This window comes from Treponema bryantii NK4A124 (assembly GCF_000421345.1).
In the GTDB taxonomy this organism is placed as follows: Bacteria; Spirochaetota; Spirochaetia; order Treponematales; family Treponemataceae; genus Treponema_D; species Treponema_D bryantii_B.
Map to the genome: position 1 here is coordinate 99,746 of NZ_ATWV01000006.1, position 13,873 is coordinate 113,618.

Sequence of the window (13,873 nt, forward strand, 5' to 3'; positions counted from 1 at the left end):
AATTAATTATTTTGGATAAAAGAATACATTTTATCTACATTGCCATCCAATTCAAAATCGCAGGCTTTGCAGAGATAATCATTTGTTTCTAAGAAAAGATTTGTACCAGTATCATTTAAAAGGCTATAAAACTCTGTTGCAGATAATTTAGCAAAAGCCTTATCTTGTGGAAGATTGAATTTATCCATTATATGGCGAGTGAGAGCTATTGTACTATTTCCTTTAGCTGTTTCAATCTGACTTTCTGGCATAAACTATAATTCCTTTATGGTAAGAATTAATTTATCTGCAACCTCTTGTTTTCCAATGTAATATTGAATTCCAAGATTTTCTACTTCAAGATTTTTGAGAAGCAATTCCTTGGCCTGAGATTTTTCTAATGCCATGTAGAAGCCTTTTCCAAAATCTTTATTACTTTTCCCCTTTGTCACATCAACAGAAGAAAAAAAATCTATCGTTCCATGATAAAGAGTATCACTGATTCGCGGCAATATATTCATCTATTTCCCTTGCCATTTCCGGCTTTGTCATGCTATCAAAAACATCGGGACAATCAGCAATATAACTTAAGATTCCGTATTTCTCATCAAGCTGCAAAAATTGCAAAGAGGTTATATTATGCTCGCGTTTATACTCTTCAGACGCAAGATACATGAGAAAAATCGAATTATTTAATCTCAAATCTGACATATAAAAACCTCCTTCAAAAACTAAGTTATTATAACACAACTGATTTTAATTCGCAATTTACGATTATATTTTACACTTATTGTTTCTACAAGATTTATGATTCGCATTTTTTTACCTTTCTCATCTGGCTTTCTTGGGTTTCTTTTCCGGAAGTTCATCATACATACCATCCAGAAGTTCCTGTATTAACGCATTATCATCAAAACTATCAAATACATGCATCAATGTCTTTGAACCTTCATACGGATAACGCAGTTCGGAATCTGCAAGCAGCCTATCCGATGTCGGAGTTCTCTTCAAAAACAGCTCATCACCGCAAACATCTCCTATCAGCTTTCCCTTAAAATATACAAGGTATCCGCCCATCATAGATTTTATGACAATATCGCCTGCTTCAGAAAAACATTCGCGAACATATTCATTAAATTCATTCATATTGATTATCCCCAGAAAGCACCGCTTTGATCTTCATCTACAAAACGGAAACACTTTCTATAAATGACATATTTTTCCTTTTCTGCATTATAGCAGAGATTTCCGTTCAAAACACTGAAATAAGTCTAGTTTCATGATAAAATACATCACATAGTAATCATTTTGATAATTTTGAAATATAAACGAGGTCCGAAATGAAACTCTTCGGTCGCAAAAAAGCCCAAGAACCAGCCGTACAATTCGATCCCGAAACTCAGTATGCCGTAATCCGCTCTTCAATCTGCACCGGAGAAAAAGTCGCAGGCTTTAAAAACAAAACAGACGGCCACTTCACCGAAGTAATGCTCATCCGCTCTGCCGCTGATGAAAAAGAATTCAAGGAAACCTACGGAGTGGATTCTTTGAAAGTTGAATACTAGCGGGGAATACAAGAATCGAACTGGTATTTTCTGATAGAAAGTCAGATGTGCTGACCATTGCACCAGCAGACCAGATATAGGGAGATACCTGAGATTCGAACTCAGAATGCCTGCTCCACGGGCAGGAGTGTTACCTTTACACTAGTAACTCCATAAGACTTCACGCACTCAATACTTCCCTACCCTCGTCTGCAATATCTACCTCAATCATTTTTGTAACTACGATTTCATCCATAGTTACGCCAAGTATCTGTGCAAGTACAACAAGGTTGTCGAGTGTGGGCATGTTCTTTCCCGCAAACCAGTTATAAATAGTCTGCACATAAGGAAAGTCCATGATGAGCTGCAACTGACGGGGAGTAACTCCTCTCAGCTTCATTATTGTTTTGATTTTTGTACCTGTAGCCTCTAAATCCAGCAAAGGTTTAAGATATGTAGTTTTCACGTTGATAACTCCTTTCAGTTCGGAGCTTCAACGCCTAAAAAGAAAGGTTACGCAGAAACTCCGCTTACAAAAATTGACTTACAGTTCGACGAACTGTTTTCATGACAGCTTTCATTCTCACACCAAGAATGTTCAGAGAAATGACATTCCGACCAGGAATGATTTCCACTATGTTTGAGACAATGAAGATTGAAATTGTAATTGTTCATAGCGTTCATCTCTGAACCTCCTTTAAGTGTAAGTCAGCACAAGCCAACTTTTGCGTCGTTTCAACGCTTTGTGATTTTAATATAGCATAATATTGTAAGACCGTCATTAGCGACGTTCTTTAATTTTTTCTTTCGTCTGTGTCCTATGTCCCAGGTTAGATCAAAGTCGGCATTCCAAACTGCATATCATTATTCCTTTATTTAATAAGTTCCAGTATTTCTTGGGTATTTGTGATTGTAAAATCCTGCCCGAGTTCCTGAGCTGGGCTGTCTTTACGATTTATCAAAATCGATTGGCAGCCGATATTTTTAGCTGCATTTACGTCCCGGTGAGTATCACCAATCATAACCATATTTTCTGGCGGAATTCCAAGCTGTTCAGAGATGTCGCGCAGGCCCTTAGGATTTGGCTTTTTATATCCGCAGGAAAGAGATGAAACATATAAATCAAAATAAGGCAGAAGCGGCGTTACATAGTTTTTGTGCATAAGGTCTGGCATGCCGGTAGCAACATCAGTCATGGCGGCAATTTTGAAGCCGGCTTTCTTCAGGGATTCCAGAGTCGGAATTGAATCATCATAAATCACAGGTTCAAGCTTAAGCGACTCAAAAAAGACCTCAATGATTTTCGCAACAGGAATCGTAGTTCCCCAGTCTTTGATGATATCACCAAAAATGATTTCCGGATTAATCTCCTTTTCTCGCGGATTCACGGCCGGGTTATAATCACAGAAAATCTGAATCGAATCTGCAATCTGCTGGTCGGAAAGCCCGATGCCCAGCTGAGAGTTCACATACTCAAAGGCACTCTTGTAATAACCCGTCCAGCTCAGATGCATCCCCTTATATTCCATAAGAGTTCCGCCGAGGTCGAAAACAAAGAGTTTTATGTTATTCAGCTTCATTTTTATCTCCATCTATCTTCTCTTTGCTTCCCGGTGGAAAAAGTAGCCGAGGTTTATTCGAACTTCCTGGCGGCCGATGTCATTGTTGGTGTAGCAGCAGGTATCAAAACCGATAAGTTCAAAGCCCTGATGAAGATAAAATCCGATTGCGTTTGTGTTGCAGGATTGTGTCTCCAGAATGATTGCACGGCGGCCCTGTGCAACAGCAACTTCCTTTGCTTTATCCATAAGACGCTTGCCCAAGCCCTGTCCTCTAAGTTCTTCTGTAATCCATAACTCTGTAACCATCAGTCTGTTAGACCACTCTTCCGGACATACTTCGATGCATGCAAGCATTTTTCCATCATCACTTACGACACCGTAAGCCTCTGCGTTTTCCCAATGATCCTGATACAAACCATCCGGGAAGTCATACTCTTCTGGAGAGTGCACAACTTGCTTTTCAAAAGGCTTTTTTATCAGATTGATTTTGCAGCCATCTTTATCTAATGGCGAAATTTCTAAATCATAATAAGAGTCTGTTTTAGTTACGAGCGGAATTGGAGTTCCCTTCCACTGCTCTTTTGGTAAAGGAATTATTTCGATGTTTTCTTTTGTCATAATCTTACACCCACGCACTAATAAACTTTTTTGTTATCATCATCTTTCCATTATTTAGCGAAATCCTTTTTTTCATCTGGCTGTGTTTCAGCTTCTACCCAAAATGGTCTAAAGCCACACTCGAGAGCTGTTTTCCAGGATGCAAGATTTGAAAGACTCGTGCCGTAATATGGGATTGCTCCGCGGCGGAAAGTCTCATTCCTTAAAAGAGTCACAAGAGTTTTTGCAACTCCGCGGCCCCGATATTCAGGCAGCACATCAATTCCAATCTGCCATAATTCCGGAGTGTCTGCAGAGCAGCCGGCCATTCCCATAATTTTATCGCCATCCATAGCAACTACGGCAAGCACATCCGGTCTCTCTGGCTTAAACTTGTCGCAAATTGCATTAGGGAAATTCTCGTTTCCATAAAAAGGAGCAATATCCTTCTGCTCAAGCCATTTGATATTAAGATCAGTTTTGATTTCAATCAGCTCTGGGACCGGCATAAACATATGATGAGTTAGCGCCATTTTATAGCCGTGTTTTCTAAGCTCGCATTCAAGCTCATAATAATTATGCTGTTCAAAAAGCCAGATTCCCTGCTTTCCCTTTACCCATTCAGTAAGCCAGGGATGTATAGAATCATCAGCTGAAATTACAGTGCTCTTTCCAAAAGTAGCCATCTGCAAAAAGAAAGGTTTATCAGAAAACTTTCTGCGCTTCTCGCTCTGGCAGGCAGTAGTTATCATATTTTCATTTTTATCAAAATCAGCTGGCGAGCAGTTATACTCTATCGCTATCTGATTTTTAATTTTATCTTCAATAACTTTTTTAGTTAGATTCATTTTATCCCTTTCACGCCTCAGCCTTTGGATGAATCGTGATACCAGAAAGATCTGCAATCTGAGCATTATTTATAATTTCAACGGCCTTATCATAGTCATCACAAAGAATATAAAGCTTGATTGCCACAACAGTAGTCATAGTGCCGGAAATGCCGCCGTAAATATTGTTCATATGTTCGCCTTCAACGTAAGAAGGAATCCCCTCAGAGAAAAGAAGACTACGCAGCATCAGACAATCCTGCTGAGAAGCAATCGACATCAAAAGCTGCGACTTCTCTCCCGCCTTTGTCCGCGCAAAGAAGAGTTTCTCAAAATCCATTTCATTCAGTTCTTTATCAGCGTCCGACTCAATCTTCTTGATCTCATCCTGCTTCCAAAATTTCTTATAAACAATAATCGCGAAGATTGCGACCAGAAACAAAATCATATAAAACATAGTGAGATAATTTTACACTGTATTGACGTGGTTGGTAAAGGTTTACATGATTCTAATCAAAATCATATAGATAATAGTTGCACCGAAAATACTCACGAGGGAATTCTTCTTCCAGAGGTAAGTTACAATTGTAAAAGTGATTGCAGAGATTTGAGGAATCCACTGCGCGAGGCTGGAAAATCTTACATCACGCAGGCTGTAAATCAGAAGGCCAATCATCACAAGCGGAGGAATGTAGCGCTCGAAAATGTGAATCAGGTTTCCGGGTTTTCGTTTTGAGAATACTGCAAAAGGAAAAAGACGTTCGCCAAAAACAATGAGACCAATCAGCAAAGAAACAAGGACTGCTTTAGTTACCGGCATGTTCGACCTTCCTTTCTTTTACAAATTTCTGAATCTGATCAATAGTCAAAACTGCAAACAAAGCCGTGAGTGCAAAATCAACACCAGTCATATCAAAAGGAATTATAGCTCCGGCAAGACCTCCAATCAGACTTCCTCCAACCCAGTAAGTTTGGTCTAACAGCGACACCATAAAATAATAATCCTCGGCCAGTACTCCCGCAGGCACTTCCGTCGTAGTCAGAAGAGAAAATGTTTCATCAGTTAGAGCATAAATCAGATAAGGCTTCGTCCGCTTGCAACCCTTGAATTGATTAATTAACGGCAACCCGTAAACAATGTGGCGAATATTCAAAAGCAGCTCTGTCGCAAGAATTGCAAGGACCGGAGTTCCTGCAGCAAAAAGCGGAATCGCAAGAAACTGCCCTGCCCCTGCAAAAATCAAAATGCCCATTGCAGGGGCAAGCCACCATGGATAGCCTGCATTCACCGTAACAAGTCCAAACGCAATTCCACAAGAAATATATCCCAGAAAAACCGGAATTGTTGTCCTGAGCGCAACCTTCAAACAGTGTGTGTTCATAATCTTTTTCTCAGGAAAAAGTGTAAAGGAAATAATCAGCATTGGGAAGTGAGGCGGAATTAATTTTCTGTTATTAAGATTTGAGGAGGGGGAAGTCCGCTCGAACCTCAGCATATTCATGCTGAGGGCGAATACCCCCTGGTTCGCACTTCGTTGCTCACCACCCTCTCAAGCGGGGGATACCCCCTGCCTAAAATCGAAGAGCCGTTAAAAAAAATGCACCGCATTTTTTAGGCTCATCGAAAGAACGGCTCGAAACAACTGGTTGTTTCGCAACGCCCCCGGTTGAAAGAATTCGGGTTTTACCAAACAACATTTACTGCGTACTGTGGAATTATAGTATCACTTGTAATGATACTCATATTATGTTTCAGTGCTTGTGAAATTATTAATCTGTCAAATGGGTCTTTGTGGATTTGCGGTAAAGATTTAATTCCCTCAATTTCATCTGAAAGAATAGGAATTATTTCAATACTTCTTTGTTTGCAGATTTTTTCGATATCAGGGATTGTTGAATTGATTGCTAGTTTTCCCAGAGACTGTTTGATTGCAATTTCCCAGAACGAAGCTATGCTAACGTATAATTCTTTTTCTGTAGTTATAATCTGACTGGCAATTTTTGTAAGTCCTGCAGGATTGCACAGGCTGTAAATAAGGGCATTTGTATCAAGGATATATTTCACATATACTCCTTAAAACATTCAGGAGTTTCGTCAAAGTCTGGTGCCATATAAAAACCTTCTTCCAGACCGCCAAGCTGACGTGTAAAACCTGATTCACTGGAATTTGTTTTTTGAGAAAGCAATGTCTTGACCTTTTCAAAGATCTGAGTCAATTCTGGGACTGCAAGTTTATCGAGTTCAGTATTAAAATAATCATATGCAAAATCGCTCATATCGCACCTCCTTCTTCTGTAATAATATAACACTTTTTTGAAGAATTTGCATTATTTTTCGATAATGATTATTTTTGACCCTGCTTTATTTTCTGCTACAGGGTATGCTGTAAAATAAAATTACAGCCTCCTAAAGGAGGTTGCAAGGAATCTGTCTTCCGTTATTTGCCTTTGTGAGTAACGGAAGACTTTTTGGAGGATGTAATTTTATGAAAAGAAAACCCATGCAGTGTATTAGTTCTAATTGTTGTTTATTGATTAGTATTCTGAACTTAATCAATGTTACTGGCACTGAAAAAAAATTGATACGTATATTAAATTTGATTACAGCTTTGCTTTTCTTTATTTCATATGCTTTGATGCAGTATAAGTGGGTTACGAAAGAATAAATTGGAATTAAATAGTAGTACTTCCATTACTTACCTCTTTGGCTTCCAATCTTTCTACGCCTTGCAAAGAACGGAAGCCGTTTTTACTGAAAAATATGATATAATTGTTTTTAATAAAGGACTTCAAAAATGAGAATCATATCTTATAATATCAGTTCATGTAGTCAGCATAAATTAGATGAATTATTCAAGCGAGAAGCAGAAGTCTATGTTATTCCTGAAATGGCCAGAGATGTAAAAATACCTGATGGCTATTTTATGAAATGGGCAGGGAAGTACTCTTCTAAAGGTCTTGGTATAATTTTCAATAATGCTTATGTTCCAGATTGTTATGATGAGTCTTTGCCTTATGCAATTCCTTTAAGATATGAAGATCTTTTTATTCTTGCTTTCTGGCCGACTAAGATTGATAAGACTGAATCTTATACTCAAATTGCAAAACAGATTTTGAATCATTATGCGCCTGAATTAAAAGTTCGAGATAGTATCGTTACTGGTGATTTTAATCTATATCATAAAATTGATAAGCCTAATAAAGATGCTGATATTCTGGAGATTGATGAGCTTTTAAAATCCTTCAGATTAAAGAGTGTTTATCATGAAAAATCTGGTAAGGCTTTTGGAGAAGAAGTTGAGAAAACTTATTTCCACCAGTACAAAGCTGATAATCTATTTTTCCTGGACTATACTTATTATTCCTATGAAAAATTAAAGATTACAAAATATGAGCTGCTCGATTGGGATACGAAATTCAGTGACCACAGAGGGCAGATTATTGAGTTTTAAAAATGTTCATTCAAATATTTTATATATTTAGGATTTTCTTTATCAAATAATTCCTTTTGTTCTTTTGATAGCCCATCTGGATAATCGAGCAGATTGTAATAATTTTTTTTATCAAATGTAAAATAAGTGGAAGCAACTTTATCGAGATCTCTTATCCACCAAATTGTATCACCATCATGTTTTTTATAAAAATCGCATAACATAGAACACCTTAAAATTAAGATAATTTCCGACTAATTTTACTAATAGCAAATTCTTTAGCTTCTTCTAATGTCGAAAAAGATTGATATGCAACCATATCCCCCTTCCCCGATGGATCTTCCATGTATACTTTTACACTGTATGAACCATCTTGTAAAAAGATATCAACGGAATACTCTTCATGGCATCTTGAAAGAATTTTATTCTCAAAGCGATGGTCTTCATGCCATACATCTTCAACTTTCAATTTTTCCCAACGTTCATCTATTTCTTTACATCTAATTATGAATGCTTCAATTGCTTCTATTATTTTCTTTGCATCACAATTATAGAAATCAGCACCACTGAAAGGATTCATTTCGACCAGATAAAACTTTCCATTACTGATACAAACATCAATTACATAGGCTATGTGATAATAACTATTGTCATCTGCAATTTTTTGAGCAAACAGGTAAGCAGGTTCTTTGTTCTCAATATTTATAGTACGACCACCTTTACGACCATCTGCAACATATTCACAACCAGTTACTATTTTGTGATCTACACATATAAAACGGAATTCTTTTTCAACCCTTTTTAACGGGGCAAGGACAATTGGAAGATTTATATTTTCATGATAAAAGCCATAATCAAAATGAACTGGAGTTAGACCTTCAGTAGGAATTATTCTTCCGCTGAATTCTTTCAGATGGCTGTCCGGACGAGCAAATAACTTATCTGTTTTTAACTGTTTTATGATTGATGGATTATTGAGTACCTCTGAAATTGTAGTAAAGATTACATCCTGATTTAATAAATCAGTCTTAAAGATTTCATAAATATCAGAATATCTAAAACCAACTTCATTACAAATTGAACCTGGAGAAAAATAATATAATTTTCTTATTCGTTCTGCATTGCAAAGACTTCCGTGGAAAATTGATTCTTTTGGGAAGTTTTTGTACTCTTCGGTATTCCAATAATTATCATCCCATAGAATATAGTCTTTTCCAAGCGATTTTAATGCTGGAAGTAAGATGTCCCCATTTGCAAAAGATTCATTTTCAATTATCCATGTCATAAATTGTTTTCCTCCAATGTACCATCCATATCAAGATAGATTTTTTGTTTCATAGAATTATTTCTCTCTTCTTCTTCAAATATAGGAATACCTATATCTAACATTTTCTTTGATACATTCACTCATAATTTTTCCTTATGTTCCTTAATACTTTCTATTCTATGGACAGAATGGGTCTATTTTATATTTCATTAATGAAAAGACATATTCACAGATTTCAATCATTTTATTTGTTTCAGGATTATTATCTTTCTTTTTCGGGCACCAGACTTCAATACTCAATGTTGTCAAACCAGTCCTTACAGTACAAATAAGAGACCACCCATCAAATCCTAATCCACAAGGTTGTTCTTTATAAATAAGTGAATAATCTATATTTTCAATTGTGTTTAAAATTTTATTAAATTCATCATCTGAAATTTTGATGGTTTTAATCTTTTTTATCTTTTTCATATTATCTTTGTAAAAAGTAATAGAAGAATCTTTTCCTCCTGAAGATAAAGAGAAAACATCTTTGTTCCAATTACAATCTTTTACTTCAATTGAAATCTGATCTTGCATATCCTTTTCTCCTCTCATTCTCCAAGCCAACTCCTGATAACCTTTGCTACATCATCAGGATTCTGGTTGGCCATGTCTTTGATTTTATCTGGCATCATCTGTTTTACACTCTTCTGAAATGTTTCAACTTTGGATTTTTTTGAAAGGATTCCTCTTCGTGCTCCGTAATCAAGAGCTTCCTGTAATACAGATGTTTCTTTGGTAATTTGTTCCATTCCTTTCTCATAAGAAGAAGCAAAAACCGGAGAATAACGACCTAGCTTCTTCATGGCTTTTCGAATCTTTTTTATTTCAGCAGTAGAAAGGTGCAAGGCTTCGAAAAGCTCATCATAATTTGAATTGAAGAATGGCCCAATTTCTGCCAGCAGTATCGCAACCTTTTCAGGTCCGGATAATGCCGACTTTGTTGTCATAATAAATTTTGCCATATTTTAGACTCCTGATATTATCCAACCACTAAAGATTTTTCTCTCTGGCAGAACACTGTGAAAGATTCAATGATTTTATCTATCAGCTTTTTATTTCTGATTGCAGCAATCCACTCCGAAGGAATCTCTCCGTAATAAAGCCCTGCAATGCTTCCGGCAACGCAGGCAACTGTGTCGGTGTCGTAGCCGAGATTCACGGCCTTCAAAACACAGTCGCGGTAATTATCAGTATTCAAGAAACACCAGAGGGCGGCTTCGAGAGTGTCTACAATGTAGCCGGAGCTTTTAATTTTATCCTCAGAAAGACTTGCAAAACTTATATGAGTAATTCTGTCATAGGTATTAAGTGCTGGTGCATAATGTGGATTATGTCTTACAAACTCCCCGACTTTTGGTAAAGCATTTTGCAAAACCTCGGCGTTTTTTGTTCCCTTCAAAATTTCAATCATTAGAGAACAATAGATATCACAACCAATAAGTGAAATATAATGAGCATGTGTTAGACGTGAAATGTTATGAATCAGTTCAAATGATTCTTCTTTTTTCATTGCATCCTCACCATACATCTGAAACAAATACAACGGAAGTGGAGCGATTCTCATAAGCGAACCATTACCATTATCACGCTCGGTCTTTAATCCGCAATCTAATGGATTTGTTCCCTGATGAAAATTGTTTATTGCGGCATGACAGGTTCGTCCAATGTCAAAGGCATTATGATCTGGAGTATATTTTCCATGTTTATACCAGTCCCAGAAATGCTTCATTATATCGTCATAATTAAGGCCTTCTTTTTTTGCGATACTATCAGCAAGACAAAGCATCATACTCGAATCATCTGACCAGCTGCCTTTTGGAAGATTGTAGGTGCCGTAACCTGTCATGTCGGTTACAGGATTTTGTTTGAGGTATTCGCGGTCTTTAAACTCTACGGGAACGCCGAGAGCATCTGCGACAATTGCGCCATAGAGGGTGTTGTAGATTTTATCTTTCATTAAAATCTCTACCTTCTTTCTTTTAATCTATGAAAGGTATATCCCAGCCATATTTCATAAAAATGCTGAGCATATCGCACTGTTTGTGTTCTGTTCCCTGAATGATAGGAAGCAGTTTGTCAAATAGTCTTTTTGCCGTAGCTTTATCTAATAATTCGCCGGAATGACCTTTGTGCCATCTGATTTTGTCAAAATCATTTTCAAAATTTTCTGCCCGGAACTCTTTGTCTGTTTCAGGATTAAAGGCATCAAAAATATCAATGAACACATAATGAGCTTTACTGCCGTCTTTTTTCCAGCTTTCATCGGCCTGAGGTTCTCCCTTTATTTTTCCAATCATGGCAATGCCGTCATTATCTGTTCCGACCTGTAGCAGAATCACCATGTCTCCATCTTTGACCTTCTGCCATTCGTAAACCGACCAGTCAAACTGATTCGGGAACTCCATTTCTCTGGCATGAGAAATAATGCCCAGATGATTTTCCATTTTGTATGATGAAATATTTGGATTCCAGCGAAGAATAAAAGTATTCATAAAAGACCTCCTAAAATTATTATACACCGCATTCTGCAAGCTGATGAAAAATGCGGTGTAAGGACTTAGACAGTAAACTGAACTACAATCTCACGGTAAGAAAGGCTGGCAAGCTTTGCCGTATATGACATCTTTGAAGTTTTAGCTTCCCGAATAATCTCTGCGGCGAGAGCACGGATGTGACCGGCTTTTTCAAGACCTGGATTACCGAAGAGCTTTGCGTCTACATTTTCAATACATACAAGAATTGAATTCTTGTCTACATGATTATATGGCTCAGCCTGTACTGACACATTAAGTGATTTATAAAAACCATGCTTTGCCTTGCGAATTGTTTCTGCTGCTCCAATTAAATCCTTAGCATCAAGATTATCTGTGAGTTTTGTCAGAGCCTCAGGTTCAATATCATCATTCCAGTGATAGAAGTTTGTACCTACAAGAGGGAGTGTTACTGTCACTGTATTTTTCTTGAAGTAACGCATAAAAGCCTGGTTGAGAGATTCACGAGAAGAATCAAATTCAAGCTTCTTTTTTGCGCTTTCAAAAATCAGTGGAATTTCATCAGGATTGATATTGTTCATCTTTCCGTATGACAGAGAAAAAAGAATCTCTACACAAAGCGGCTCCATGATGTACTGTGTAAGCTGAGCAAACTTTTCAAACACTTCACTTCGGCGAATAAAAAGTTCACCTGCAAGAAGAGAATCTTTTGCTTCTACTGCAGCAAGAAGTGGTCCGATGTGTACGAGGTAATCAAAGATGTCTTTATCTGAAACATCCACATCTGATGAAACATAAATTGTCGGATTACAATTCAAGGCTGTCTGAATGAATACATACCAGCTTGGAGAAAAGTATGTACTTGAAATGAATTGCTGATAATCTTCTACGTTTGGAAGATTGTTCTTTTCCCATTTACCAACGAAATCGAGCTGTCCTGTCTTGCTCTTTGAAAATTCAAACCAGTCATTGGCAGTTTTAATTAAAATCTGTGCGTTCATAAGCACCTCCTTTTCATCAGTTTACGTCTCTATTATATGACAGGGGGTGTAGCAAATAAGTGTGCACCCTCAAAAAAAGTGTGATATAATTTTTTATGATTCTGGAGGCTGTTTATGGCTCAAAAAAAGAAAAATGAACCCAAAAACAATTCTTTTCACACATTGAACTATCTGATGAAGATTGATCAATCAATTCGAAATGGCGAATATCCAAACGCAAATAAACTCAATAAGATTCTCGGAACTCAATTCAGCCGCAGTACTTTTGGAAGATATATCAGAACCTTGCAGGATGATTATGGTGCTCCTGTTGAATTTGATTTTAAGAAAAATGGATACTATTACACTGACAATACTTTCTTTATTCAGCAGGTGATGTTGAAGGAAGGCGAACTGCTGACTCTTTCCACTATCCTACCCCTCCTGGAACAGTATAAGAATACTCCGTTGGAAGAATCATACAGAAACCTGATGGCTAAGCTGATTGAAATGCTGCCGGAAAATATTACTGTAGATTCCGCCCTGATTAATAACGAAGTGCATTTTATTTCTGATCCGATTACAAAGCTGGAAGACGGTGTTTTTAAAAATGTTCTGAAAGCCACTAAGCTACACAAAACTCTGGAGATGGAATACAAGACTGCACAAAACAAAGATTACGAAATCCGCCGCTTCGATCCTTATCACATGATTTGTCAGAAAGGCAGCTGGTATGTTCTGGGATATTCTTATCACGCTGAATCTATCCGTCTTTATGCAATGCCTCGAATCCGCAACTGCAAAATTACAAATGACAAGTTTTCTATTCCAAAAGATTTTAAGCTTGAGAAGCATATTGATGTGCAGATGGGAGCCTGGGGCAACAGCGGTGAAAAGTTTAAGGTTGAGATTGAGTTTGTAAAAGGCCTGAAGACTTATGTAATGGAAAGAACCTGGCATAAGGGCCAGACCATAAAAGAAAACAAGGACGGTTCTGTTTATCTTTCTTTCGAAACAAATCAGTTGGAACAAGTTGTCGCATGGGTTATGTCGTTTACTGGTGGAGCTAAAGTTCTAAATCCACCAGAACTGAAGAAACGAGTTGCTGATGCAGCTAGGAAAATTTTGAAGAATAGTTAATATGAGATC

General features: G+C 37.3%; 24 protein-coding genes and 2 tRNA genes. 3 read left to right on the forward strand and 23 right to left on the reverse strand.

Going from position 1 to position 13,873, the window contains the following annotated elements:
• Window positions 1-2: 2 nt before the first annotated feature.
• The 4 genes from G626_RS0107525 to G626_RS0107540 form a co-directional block, all read right to left on the reverse strand.
• Window positions 3-251 (reverse strand): hypothetical protein, encoded by a 249-nt coding sequence (locus G626_RS0107525; protein ID WP_022932176.1) that lies wholly within the window; start codon window positions 249-251, stop codon window positions 3-5.
• Between the two features lie 3 nt (window positions 252-254).
• Complete coding sequence (locus G626_RS0107530; protein ID WP_022932177.1) at window positions 255-500, reverse strand: DUF3990 domain-containing protein; 246 nt, start codon at window positions 498-500, stop codon at window positions 255-257.
• Entirely contained in the window at window positions 475-690 is a 216-nt protein-coding gene (locus G626_RS0107535; protein WP_022932178.1) for a DUF3791 domain-containing protein, read from the reverse strand. Before G626_RS0107535 ends, G626_RS0107530 begins: the two co-directional genes overlap by 26 nt.
• A gap of 120 nt (window positions 691-810) precedes the next feature.
• Complete coding sequence (locus G626_RS0107540; protein ID WP_022932179.1) at window positions 811-1,125, reverse strand: TfoX/Sxy family protein; 315 nt, start codon at window positions 1,123-1,125, stop codon at window positions 811-813.
• 194 nt (window positions 1,126-1,319) lie between these two features.
• On the opposite strand from G626_RS0107540, the gene G626_RS0107550 reads away from it, so the two are divergent.
• Complete coding sequence (locus G626_RS0107550; protein ID WP_022932181.1) at window positions 1,320-1,544, forward strand: hypothetical protein; 225 nt, start codon at window positions 1,320-1,322, stop codon at window positions 1,542-1,544.
• A 3-nt stretch (window positions 1,545-1,547) separates the two neighbouring features.
• On the opposite strand, the gene G626_RS18050 is transcribed toward G626_RS0107550, so the two are convergent.
• From G626_RS18050 to G626_RS0107595, 12 genes are all read right to left on the reverse strand, one after another.
• A tRNA-Glu gene (locus G626_RS18050) sits at window positions 1,548-1,608 on the reverse strand.
• Between the two features lie 15 nt (window positions 1,609-1,623).
• Window positions 1,624-1,696, reverse strand: a tRNA-His gene (locus tag G626_RS18055).
• Window positions 1,697-1,704: 8 nt separating this feature from the next.
• On the reverse strand, window positions 1,705-1,989 hold the full coding sequence (locus G626_RS0107555; protein WP_022932182.1) for a helix-turn-helix domain-containing protein: 285 nt from the start codon (window positions 1,987-1,989) through the stop codon (window positions 1,705-1,707).
• A 47-nt stretch (window positions 1,990-2,036) separates the two neighbouring features.
• Window positions 2,037-2,207 (reverse strand): hypothetical protein, encoded by a 171-nt coding sequence (locus G626_RS18195; RefSeq protein ID WP_196800467.1) that lies wholly within the window; start codon window positions 2,205-2,207, stop codon window positions 2,037-2,039.
• 188 nt (window positions 2,208-2,395) lie between these two features.
• The gene (locus G626_RS0107560; RefSeq protein WP_033421696.1) at window positions 2,396-3,103 is read right to left on the reverse strand and encodes an HAD family hydrolase; all 708 of its coding nucleotides are present in this window, start codon (window positions 3,101-3,103) and stop codon (window positions 2,396-2,398) included.
• A 12-nt stretch (window positions 3,104-3,115) separates the two neighbouring features.
• A complete protein-coding gene (locus G626_RS0107565) occupies window positions 3,116-3,703 on the reverse strand; it encodes a GNAT family N-acetyltransferase (protein ID WP_022932184.1) in 588 nt (195 codons plus the stop codon).
• A gap of 50 nt (window positions 3,704-3,753) precedes the next feature.
• The gene (locus G626_RS0107570; protein WP_022932185.1) at window positions 3,754-4,530 is read right to left on the reverse strand and encodes a GNAT family N-acetyltransferase; all 777 of its coding nucleotides are present in this window, start codon (window positions 4,528-4,530) and stop codon (window positions 3,754-3,756) included.
• Between the two features lie 10 nt (window positions 4,531-4,540).
• Window positions 4,541-4,966, reverse strand: coding sequence for a putative signal transducing protein (locus G626_RS0107575; RefSeq protein WP_022932186.1), 426 nt, complete (start codon window positions 4,964-4,966; stop codon window positions 4,541-4,543).
• A gap of 42 nt (window positions 4,967-5,008) precedes the next feature.
• Entirely contained in the window at window positions 5,009-5,329 is a 321-nt protein-coding gene (locus G626_RS0107580) for a branched-chain amino acid transporter permease (protein ID WP_022932187.1), read from the reverse strand.
• On the reverse strand, window positions 5,316-5,891 hold the full coding sequence (locus G626_RS0107585; RefSeq protein ID WP_027727039.1) for an AzlC family ABC transporter permease: 576 nt from the start codon (window positions 5,889-5,891) through the stop codon (window positions 5,316-5,318). Before G626_RS0107585 ends, G626_RS0107580 begins: the two co-directional genes overlap by 14 nt.
• A gap of 302 nt (window positions 5,892-6,193) precedes the next feature.
• On the reverse strand, window positions 6,194-6,574 hold the full coding sequence (locus tag G626_RS0107590) for a type II toxin-antitoxin system VapC family toxin (protein ID WP_022932189.1): 381 nt from the start codon (window positions 6,572-6,574) through the stop codon (window positions 6,194-6,196).
• Entirely contained in the window at window positions 6,571-6,786 is a 216-nt protein-coding gene (locus G626_RS0107595) for a DUF2281 domain-containing protein (protein WP_022932190.1), read from the reverse strand. The genes G626_RS0107590 and G626_RS0107595 overlap by 4 nt, the downstream gene beginning before the upstream one ends.
• A 518-nt stretch (window positions 6,787-7,304) precedes the next feature.
• Here G626_RS0107595 and G626_RS0107600 point away from each other — a divergent pair.
• Window positions 7,305-7,961, forward strand: a complete 657-nt coding sequence (locus tag G626_RS0107600; RefSeq protein WP_022932192.1) for an exonuclease/endonuclease/phosphatase family protein — start codon at window positions 7,305-7,307, stop codon at window positions 7,959-7,961.
• Here the strand turns inward: G626_RS0107600 and G626_RS0107605 are convergent.
• The 7 genes from G626_RS0107605 to G626_RS0107640 all read right to left on the reverse strand — a co-directional run bounded on the left by G626_RS0107605 (window position 7,958) and on the right by G626_RS0107640 (window position 12,745).
• Entirely contained in the window at window positions 7,958-8,164 is a 207-nt protein-coding gene (locus tag G626_RS0107605) for a DUF7675 family protein (RefSeq protein ID WP_022932193.1), read from the reverse strand. The two genes, G626_RS0107600 and G626_RS0107605, sit on opposite strands and share 4 nt — an antisense overlap.
• A 14-nt stretch (window positions 8,165-8,178) precedes the next feature.
• Window positions 8,179-9,225, reverse strand: coding sequence for an ATP-grasp domain-containing protein (locus G626_RS0107610; RefSeq protein WP_022932194.1), 1,047 nt, complete (start codon window positions 9,223-9,225; stop codon window positions 8,179-8,181).
• 159 nt (window positions 9,226-9,384) lie between these two features.
• Entirely contained in the window at window positions 9,385-9,786 is a 402-nt protein-coding gene (locus tag G626_RS0107620) for a hypothetical protein (RefSeq protein ID WP_156003256.1), read from the reverse strand.
• Window positions 9,787-9,800: 14 nt separating this feature from the next.
• Entirely contained in the window at window positions 9,801-10,214 is a 414-nt protein-coding gene (locus G626_RS0107625; protein WP_022932197.1) for a hypothetical protein, read from the reverse strand.
• A gap of 17 nt (window positions 10,215-10,231) precedes the next feature.
• The gene (locus G626_RS15770; protein WP_022932198.1) at window positions 10,232-11,209 is read right to left on the reverse strand and encodes an ADP-ribosylglycohydrolase family protein; all 978 of its coding nucleotides are present in this window, start codon (window positions 11,207-11,209) and stop codon (window positions 10,232-10,234) included.
• Window positions 11,210-11,231: 22 nt separating this feature from the next.
• Window positions 11,232-11,744, reverse strand: a complete 513-nt coding sequence (locus tag G626_RS0107635; protein ID WP_022932199.1) for a hypothetical protein — start codon at window positions 11,742-11,744, stop codon at window positions 11,232-11,234.
• A 65-nt stretch (window positions 11,745-11,809) separates the two neighbouring features.
• Window positions 11,810-12,745 (reverse strand): hypothetical protein, encoded by a 936-nt coding sequence (locus G626_RS0107640; RefSeq protein ID WP_022932200.1) that lies wholly within the window; start codon window positions 12,743-12,745, stop codon window positions 11,810-11,812.
• A 114-nt stretch (window positions 12,746-12,859) separates the two neighbouring features.
• Between G626_RS0107640 and G626_RS0107645 the strand changes: the two genes are divergently transcribed.
• Window positions 12,860-13,864: a helix-turn-helix transcriptional regulator gene (locus G626_RS0107645; RefSeq protein ID WP_022932201.1), complete on the forward strand. Its 1,005-nt coding sequence runs from the start codon at window positions 12,860-12,862 to the stop codon at window positions 13,862-13,864.
• Window positions 13,865-13,873: the final 9 nt, after the last annotated feature.

What these genes read in the sequence shown, in the direction of transcription:
- G626_RS0107605 (WP_022932193.1), bottom strand. Translation starts at nt 8,164, where the DNA reads ATGTTATGCGATTTTTATAAAAAACATGATGGTGATACAATTTGGTGG.
- G626_RS0107525 (WP_022932176.1), bottom strand. Translation starts at nt 251, where the DNA reads ATGCCAGAAAGTCAGATTGAAACAGCTAAAGGAAATAGTACAATAGCT.
- G626_RS0107575 (WP_022932186.1), bottom strand. Translation starts at nt 4,966, where the DNA reads ATGTTTTATATGATTTTGTTTCTGGTCGCAATCTTCGCGATTATTGTT.
- G626_RS0107585 (WP_027727039.1), bottom strand. Translation starts at nt 5,891, where the DNA reads ATGAACACACACTGTTTGAAGGTTGCGCTCAGGACAACAATTCCGGTT.
- G626_RS0107530 (WP_022932177.1), bottom strand. Translation starts at nt 500, where the DNA reads ATGAATATATTGCCGCGAATCAGTGATACTCTTTATCATGGAACGATA.
- G626_RS18195 (WP_196800467.1), bottom strand. Translation starts at nt 2,207, where the DNA reads ATGAACGCTATGAACAATTACAATTTCAATCTTCATTGTCTCAAACAT.
- G626_RS0107550 (WP_022932181.1), top strand. Translation starts at nt 1,320, where the DNA reads ATGAAACTCTTCGGTCGCAAAAAAGCCCAAGAACCAGCCGTACAATTC.
- G626_RS0107570 (WP_022932185.1), bottom strand. Translation starts at nt 4,530, where the DNA reads ATGAATCTAACTAAAAAAGTTATTGAAGATAAAATTAAAAATCAGATA.
- G626_RS0107535 (WP_022932178.1), bottom strand. Translation starts at nt 690, where the DNA reads ATGTCAGATTTGAGATTAAATAATTCGATTTTTCTCATGTATCTTGCG.
- G626_RS0107645 (WP_022932201.1), top strand. Translation starts at nt 12,860, where the DNA reads ATGGCTCAAAAAAAGAAAAATGAACCCAAAAACAATTCTTTTCACACA.
- G626_RS15770 (WP_022932198.1), bottom strand. Translation starts at nt 11,209, where the DNA reads ATGAAAGATAAAATCTACAACACCCTCTATGGCGCAATTGTCGCAGAT.
- G626_RS0107610 (WP_022932194.1), bottom strand. Translation starts at nt 9,225, where the DNA reads ATGACATGGATAATTGAAAATGAATCTTTTGCAAATGGGGACATCTTA.
- G626_RS0107620 (WP_156003256.1), bottom strand. Translation starts at nt 9,786, where the DNA reads ATGCAAGATCAGATTTCAATTGAAGTAAAAGATTGTAATTGGAACAAA.
- G626_RS0107640 (WP_022932200.1), bottom strand. Translation starts at nt 12,745, where the DNA reads ATGAACGCACAGATTTTAATTAAAACTGCCAATGACTGGTTTGAATTT.
- G626_RS0107635 (WP_022932199.1), bottom strand. Translation starts at nt 11,744, where the DNA reads ATGAATACTTTTATTCTTCGCTGGAATCCAAATATTTCATCATACAAA.
- G626_RS0107595 (WP_022932190.1), bottom strand. Translation starts at nt 6,786, where the DNA reads ATGAGCGATTTTGCATATGATTATTTTAATACTGAACTCGATAAACTT.
- G626_RS0107565 (WP_022932184.1), bottom strand. Translation starts at nt 3,703, where the DNA reads ATGACAAAAGAAAACATCGAAATAATTCCTTTACCAAAAGAGCAGTGG.
- G626_RS0107580 (WP_022932187.1), bottom strand. Translation starts at nt 5,329, where the DNA reads ATGCCGGTAACTAAAGCAGTCCTTGTTTCTTTGCTGATTGGTCTCATT.
- G626_RS0107600 (WP_022932192.1), top strand. Translation starts at nt 7,305, where the DNA reads ATGAGAATCATATCTTATAATATCAGTTCATGTAGTCAGCATAAATTA.
- G626_RS0107625 (WP_022932197.1), bottom strand. Translation starts at nt 10,214, where the DNA reads ATGGCAAAATTTATTATGACAACAAAGTCGGCATTATCCGGACCTGAA.
- G626_RS0107560 (WP_033421696.1), bottom strand. Translation starts at nt 3,103, where the DNA reads ATGAAGCTGAATAACATAAAACTCTTTGTTTTCGACCTCGGCGGAACT.
- G626_RS0107540 (WP_022932179.1), bottom strand. Translation starts at nt 1,125, where the DNA reads ATGAATGAATTTAATGAATATGTTCGCGAATGTTTTTCTGAAGCAGGC.